Raw genomic sequence first — 7,375 nt, 5'->3', positions numbered from 1 at the left:
CCATTTTTAGAAGAGCATTGTGCCAGACTATATATTGCCCATAACGCTGGGGAGGCATATCGTTTATATGCAGATAGAAAACCAGATATTATTATTATGGATCTATCTGTAGCCAAATTGGGTGGGGTAACCATAGCCAAAAAGGTTCGAGAGAAAGATTATAACACTTACTTAATCGCATTAACAGAACATGCAAATAGAGATATACTCTTAGAGATTGTAGATTTGCACTTCTCTAGTTACCTTATTAAATCATCAGATAGGACAGAACTTCTCAAAGCACTTCTGAAAATCTCTAAAAAAGCAGAAAATGGTAAGTTGATTCAGTTAGAAGAGAGCTTTTTTTGGGACAGTAGGAGTAATCTGCTTTTTTATGAAGATAAACAGATAATTTTAACAAGAAGAGAACAGAAACTTTTTGAACTATTGGTCGAAAAAAATGGTAATGCTTGTAGTGATGATGAGATATTCTTCTATGTATGGGAAGATGAGTTTGATAGAACAGTGACAAATGACTCTATACGGACATTGGTTAAAAATTTGCGTAAAAAAATTCCTAAAAAATTGATAGAAAATCAATATGCTGTTGGATACAAAATTAATATACAGATTTAAACAATACACGATTACTGTACTTTTACCACACAGTTTATATACTATTTTTTGAGATTATTCCATGTTGCAACAATAACATGTTTTAATATAAAAGGGAAGAAAATGAGACAAATTATTGAGAAGATAGAGGATGGATGATTATGAAAAAATTAGAAAATTTAACCATGCTTTATATAGATTTTGATAACGATGAGAGAGATAAATATTTAAAAGTGTTTAGAAACTATTTTAAAAAAGTTTTAGTAACTTCTGAAGATGGTTTTAGAATCTATAATGAAGAGAAACCAGATATTATAATCATAGAGTTGGAGACTCCACAGAGTGTAGAGTTGGTAAAAAAGATTAGAGAAAAAGATGACAAGATAGGGCTTATGGCTCTGACCAATAACTCTAGTATAGCACTGCTTAGAGAGATTGTCGAACTCTCTTTTTCATCCTATCTTATAAAGCCAGTATCTGATAGACAGATAGAGGATGAGCTAAAAAAAGTCTCAAAAAAAATAGACAGTATAGGAAAGATACTCCTACCACTATTTTGTCAATGGGATATAAAGAGTAAAACACTGTTTTATAAAGAGAGTGTTCTCTTTTTGACAAAGAGAGAGTCAACGCTATTTAAACTGCTTGTAGAGAAGAGAGGAAAGTTCTCTACTGATGATGAGATTCTGTTTGCTGTATGGGGTGATGAGTTTGATAAATCTATAACAAACTCATCTATACGAACTCTAGTGAAAAATTTAAGAAAAAAAGTTCCAAATGGCTTAATAGAGAACCAATATGGTGTGGGGTATAAAATTAGTGAATAGTGAACAACGAATAGTGAATAATTTAATCCTCACTGTTCACTGACAAAAGATATTTAGCTACGGCATCTTCGTCATTACTATGAGGTAAGATGATAGATGCTTCATTTTTAACCTCATCTAGTGCATTGCTTACGGCTACAGATGTCCCTGCTATTTTGAACATCTCTATATCATTTATGCTATCTCCAAATACGGTTATTTTAGCTAATGGAATATCAAGATACTCACTTACTTTGTGTAGGGCATGAGCTTTGTCACCTAGTGGATGGAGTATTGTCAAAAACCAACACCCCATATAGTTCTCTGGAGATAGTTTAATCTCCACAACATTATCGAAAGTTTTTTGTAGATGTTCTGCTAGTGGTCGCAGAAGAGACTCTTCAGCCATATATACAATCTTTAGAGTATCTTCTGCCCCCTCAATTTTAGATTTATAACTTATCCGTGGGTCAGTAGAGTAGCTTTTGTCTATAAGATATGATTGAAAAGAGTTCATAATAGGAGGGAGTGAAAATGTTTCACTTAGTGTCTTTTTATCATTAAGAGAGATGATAAAAGGTTCTATATTAAACTTTTTCCCCTCTTCTATAACAGCATCTGTAACTTTTTTACTCAATATCTTTAGGTCAATCACTTTTTTCTCTGTAGTAACAACCATCGCACCATCAAGTAAAATAAGAGGTGCTTTTAGGTGCATCCCATGCAAAAACTCTTGGGTTTTATTAAAAGACCTAGCGGTTGCCACAGATAGTAGAGTTTTGTTCGTCAAGCTGTTCCAAATATCTCTGCTAAATTGTGTAACTCTCTGGCTACTGTGTAAAAAGGTGTGGTCTAGGTCAGTTATAAATAGTTGTTGCATTATTATCTCTTTTTGATGCAATTATAGTAGAATTCCATTTATGAACATATTGATACAGATACTGATACTAATGACCCTACTAGAGCTTGTCGAAGCAAACTTCCACAAAGCACCTACACTAGGAATGATGATAGATAGACTCTATGGCTACTACAAGAGGAGCGTATTTCTCTTTTTTGCTGTACATCCAACATTCTATTTTGTACTTTTGGTATCTCTATATACGAAGATACTGGATTTTTATATTATCGTGATATTGATTATCAAAGTTTTTGATATATTTTTCAAGATAGAGATGATACAACAACGACATATCAAAAAAGAGATGGATATAGAGTTGGCATCTATGATGGATATGGAGATGTCACCTTGGATGGGCTATTTGGGTACACTGATGTATGTTCCACTACTGGCTATGGCACTGTTTAATTGATTCTTAAAATAAAATATATTATAATGCCAAAACTACAATTAAAAAGACTACAAACATCCCCATATAGCTTTCAAGAGGACCTATGAGCGAACAACAACAGAAAAAACATTACAATAAGAAAAAAAACAGCAGAACACATATTCCTGTTTCAGGATACAAAGTAGAAGATTTACAGGCTCAACCACTTGAAAAATTGGTAGATATTGCTCTGGAAGTTAAAGTAGAGAACCCAAATGAGTTCAAACGAAAAGACCTTATCTTCGAAATCCTAAAAGCACAAGTAACCCAAGGTGGATTTATCCTCTTTACTGGTATCTTGGAGGTTATGAACGACGGATATGGTTTCTTGCGTTCAGAAGATGGCAATTTTGCTAACTCTCGAAATGATACCTATGTAAGTAGCACACAGATAAAAAGATTTGCTCTACGAAATGGTGATATAGTTACAGGTCAGGTGAGGCAACCAAAAGACCAAGAGAAGTACTATGCTCTACTTAAGATAGAGGCGATAAACTATTTGCCACCAGAGGAGTCAAAAAAGAGACCACTATTTGACAACTTAACCCCTCTATATGCTACAGAGAGACTAAAGCTAGAGTATCAACCACTGAAATTGACAGGTCGAGTACTTGACCTATTTTGTCCTATTGGTAAAGGGCAGAGAGCATTGATTGTCGCACCTCCTAGAACAGGTAAAACAGAACTTCTAAAAGAGTTGGCTCATGGTATTAGTCATAACTCTCCAGATGTTTCACTAATGGTGCTTCTAGTCGATGAGCGACCAGAAGAGGTTACTGATATGCAACGCTCAGTAAAGGGTGAAGTCTATAGTTCAACTTTTGACCTACCTGCACAAAATCATGTACGAACAGCAGAGATGGTTATAGAGAAGGCAAAAAGACGAGTAGAGAGTGGCAAGGATGTTGTTATTTTACTAGACTCCATCACTAGACTTGCACGAGCATACAATACCGTAACTCCAAGTTCAGGAAAAGTTCTCTCTGGTGGTGTGGATGCCAATGCTCTTCATAAACCAAAAAGATTTTTTGGAGCAGCTAGAAATATAGAGGAGGGTGGTTCTCTTACTATCGTAGCAACTGCTCTTATTGAGACTGGAAGCCGTATGGATGAGGTTATATTTGAGGAGTTCAAAGGTACAGGTAACTCAGAAGTGGTTCTGAACAGATATGTAGCGGATAGAAGAATCTACCCTGCAATGGATGTGACTAAATCAGGAACAAGAAAAGAGGAGCTAATGATGGACCCTCTTGTACTCCAAAAAGTATGGGCTATCAGAAATGCTATGCAGAGTATGGAGGATGTAGAGGGGCTTAAGTTCCTGTTCTCCAAGATGACAAAGACTAAGAGCAATGATGATTTCTTGGCAATGATGAATGACTCTTAAAAAAAAATGGTGCAATAAATTGACACCCTACGGTTGTGAATGTTGTAGGGTGCATTTCAATGCACCATATCGATGAATAATAATGAAAATAGGTGTATTTGATTCGGGGGCAGGGGGCTTAAGTGTAGTTAAGAGTCTGCTAGAACACAAACTTTTTGATGAAATCATATATTATGGGGATACAGCTCGTGTCCCTTACGGTACAAAAGACCAAAATACCATTATCCGTTACTCCCTTGAAGCCCTAGAATTTTTCAACAACTTCGATATAGACCTCCTAATCACAGCATGTAATACAGTTAGTGCATATGCTCTGTCCGATATGAATACCCAGAGTAGATACCCAGTATATGGGGTAATAGAATCAGGTGTCATGGCAGTAGAGAAGCAGAAAATAAAAAAAGATGATGAGATACTAATTATCGCTACTCGTGCAACTATCGGTTCAAAGAGCTATCAAGAGGCTCTTGGGAATTTGGGTTATAGTAGTATAACAGCGATTCAGACAGGACTTTTTGTACCGATGGTAGAGGAGGGTATTTTTGGTGGTGAGATTCTTCATGCGACGATGAAGCACTATTTCTCTGATGTGCCTGAACCAAAAGCAATTATATTAGGTTGCACACATTTTCCTCTTATAGGTGATACACTACAGAGTTATTTTAAGCAGAAACCTCTGTTGATTCATTCAGGTGAAGCTATTGTTGAGTATCTGGAGGCTAGATATGATTTGTCGACAAGAGATAAGGAGTCAAAGTTGAAGATATTTGCTTCTGATAATGTTATAGGCTTGAGGAAGATAGCCGATAATTGGCTAGGAAGAGCCATAAAATAATTAGCAAAATAGTTATATAGCTATTGTTTTTAGTTCTTTTAGTTATTCCATTCTCCTTACATTTTTTTTTGATAAAATTTTTTCATAATTTAAAAAAAGGAAAAATATGAAAAAACATGTCATTGTATTAGAGGCTGAAGGTGGAGCAGATAAGTGGATTGATGGACATAGACGAGACACTATGCCAATCATCAATGCGATTATAGAAAAAGGTTATACCTCAGAGACGATTTATTATCGTGATGAGTGGTTCAAGGAGGTATTTGATTATGTTTTAGAAAAAGCAGACGCGGTAGTATCGAGAATCAATCCAGGTAACTTGCCAAATGGTGAAAGCAGACTCTTTGAGATGCTTCGTCAGCTTCATGATAGTGATGTGATTATCTTGACTCATCCAAATACTATGATGCGTTTTGGTGCCAAAGATGCTCTAGCAAAACTAGCAGATACTGACCTTGTGACCGATGATACTTATGCCTATTATGATTATGATGAGTTCAAGAAGATTTTCCCAAAAAGTATCTCTTATGGAACAAGAGTTATCAAACAGAACAGAGGTTCCACAGGAGATGGTATCTGGCGAGTTGAGATTGTTGATAACAAAGTTGAGTATGAAGCAGGTGATACCTTGCCACTTGATACAGTTATCAAATGTACCGAAGCAGTAGACAACCATGTGGAGTACAACTCTCTTGGAAAATTTATGAAATTCTGTAAACGATATATCGAGGGTGACAATGGAATGTTGGTCGACATGCGATTTATGCCCCGTATTGTAGAGGGTGAAGTTCGTATCTTGATGGTGGCAGATAAACCAATTTTTGCTGTTCATAAAAAACCAGTTCAAGAGAAAGATGCCTTCTCTGCAACCATCGCATCAGGGGCAGAATATACCTACTATAAACCAGAAGAGTATCCAGAGCTTGTGGATAAGTTTGTAAGCTCTATACCTATGATTTCAGAGAAACTAGGAAAAATCAAAAATATACCACTTATCTGGACAGGTGACTTTATGCTCGATACCGATGAAGATGGTAATGACACCTTTGTACTTGGTGAGATGAACTGCTCATGTGTTGGTTTCTTTAGCCATTTGGACATGGGAATTCAAGAGATGGTTGCTGATGAGATTATTAAAAGAGTTGAGGCGAAACACTCAGCATAAGAAAAATCTAAGTAAGACTATATTTGTCTTATTTGGCTTCCTTTTAGACCACTTGATTTAAAAATTAAGGAAAAAATATGAACTATCCAAATTTACCAAAAGATTGCACATCAATGTTGTGCAGATATTTAACCAAAGAGCTGTTTGAAGAGTTAAAAGATAAAACAACAGCCAATGGATTCAAGCTAGAACAAGCGATTAATTCAGGTATTGAGAATATCGACAGTGGAATCGGTGTCTATGCAGGAGATGAGGAGAGCTATACTCTATTTGCTCCACTCTTTGACCCAATCATCGAGGAGTATCATGGATTTACTCCAACAGATAAGCATCAAAGTAACTTAAACCCTGATGACCTAAATGCTCCAAATCCAGACCCAGATGGGAAATTTATCCTCTCCACTCGTATTCGTGTTGGAAGAAATGTTGCTAATATGCCTCTTGGTTCAGCTGTCTCAACAGAGCAGAGAGACCATATAGAATCAACCATTATTGAAGGGTTGAATAGTTTAGATGGTGAGCTAGAGGGCAATTATTACCCACTACTTGGAATGAGTAGAGAGGTTCAAGAAAATCTCATCAAAGAGCATTTCTTATTTAAAGAGGGAGATAGATTTCTAGCCTCTGCTGGACTCAACCGTGACTGGCCAGAGGGCAGAGGGATATATCATAATATCGATAAGACTTTTTTAGTATGGGTGAATGAAGAGGATCAACTAAGAATCATTTCTATGCAAAAAGGTGGAGATATTAAAGAGGTCTTTGCACGATTGGTAAGTGCTATAAAAATTATAGAGACCAAAGTGCCATTTTCGTACAGTGAGCATCTTGGTTATCTTACCTCTTGTCCAACAAACCTTGGAACGGCTATGAGAGCAAGCGTGCATATTGCTCTGCCAAACTTGTCCAAAGATATGGATGCATTTAAGACAATTACAGATAAACACCATCTACAGATTCGTGGTATTCATGGTGAACATAGCCAGAGTGAAGGTGGTGTCTATGATATTAGTAACCGTCGTCGTCTAGGTATTACAGAGGTTCGTGCTGTGCAGGATATGGTTGATGGAGTTGTTGATTTGATTGAGGCAGAGAAGGCTTTATAGGATTGGCTTATACTAACCTCAGAGGTCTAACAGAAAAGTAGTAATTATTAGTCTTTTACTTTAAGAAAGTTATAGTATGTTTACATCAAAAACGATGATAAAATTTTTTTGATAGCAATAGGGTTGCGGTGGTCTTAGTTGTTGAAAAATT

8 protein-coding genes are annotated in these 7,375 nt (G+C 36.2%); 7 read left to right on the top strand and 1 reads right to left on the bottom strand.

The features are described from left to right. On the top strand, positions 1-615 hold a 615-nt coding region (locus tag GSY74_RS04710; protein ID WP_164663950.1), incomplete at its 5' end, for a response regulator transcription factor. A 140-nt stretch (positions 616-755) separates the two neighbouring features. Then, complete coding sequence (locus GSY74_RS04705) at positions 756-1,421, top strand: response regulator transcription factor (protein WP_164663949.1); 666 nt, start codon at positions 756-758, stop codon at positions 1,419-1,421. A gap of 22 nt (positions 1,422-1,443) precedes the next feature. On the opposite strand, the gene GSY74_RS04700 is transcribed toward GSY74_RS04705, so the two are convergent. Then, a complete protein-coding gene (locus GSY74_RS04700) occupies positions 1,444-2,280 on the bottom strand; it encodes an HAD-IIB family hydrolase (RefSeq protein WP_164663948.1) in 837 nt (278 codons plus the stop codon). 40 nt (positions 2,281-2,320) lie between these two features. Between GSY74_RS04700 and GSY74_RS04695 the strand changes: the two genes are divergently transcribed. From GSY74_RS04695 to GSY74_RS04675, 5 genes are all read left to right on the top strand, one after another. Beyond that, entirely contained in the window at positions 2,321-2,713 is a 393-nt protein-coding gene (locus GSY74_RS04695) for a hypothetical protein (RefSeq protein WP_164663947.1), read from the top strand. Between the two features lie 82 nt (positions 2,714-2,795). Next, positions 2,796-4,118 (top strand): transcription termination factor Rho, encoded by a 1,323-nt coding sequence (gene rho / locus GSY74_RS04690; protein ID WP_164663946.1) that lies wholly within the window; start codon positions 2,796-2,798, stop codon positions 4,116-4,118. 82 nt (positions 4,119-4,200) lie between these two features. After that, entirely contained in the window at positions 4,201-4,953 is a 753-nt protein-coding gene (gene murI / locus GSY74_RS04685) for a glutamate racemase (protein WP_164663945.1), read from the top strand. Positions 4,954-5,059: 106 nt separating this feature from the next. After that, entirely contained in the window at positions 5,060-6,118 is a 1,059-nt protein-coding gene (locus tag GSY74_RS04680) for a Cj0069 family protein (RefSeq protein WP_164663944.1), read from the top strand. Positions 6,119-6,195: 77 nt separating this feature from the next. Further along, positions 6,196-7,224: a phosphagen kinase gene (locus GSY74_RS04675; protein ID WP_164663943.1), complete on the top strand. Its 1,029-nt coding sequence runs from the start codon at positions 6,196-6,198 to the stop codon at positions 7,222-7,224. Positions 7,225-7,375 lie beyond the last annotated feature (151 nt).

This window comes from Sulfurovum sp. bin170, from assembly GCF_010892395.1.
GTDB lineage: Bacteria > Campylobacterota > Campylobacteria > Campylobacterales > Sulfurovaceae > UBA1140.
This window is presented reverse-complemented; position numbering and strand designations above follow the sequence as displayed.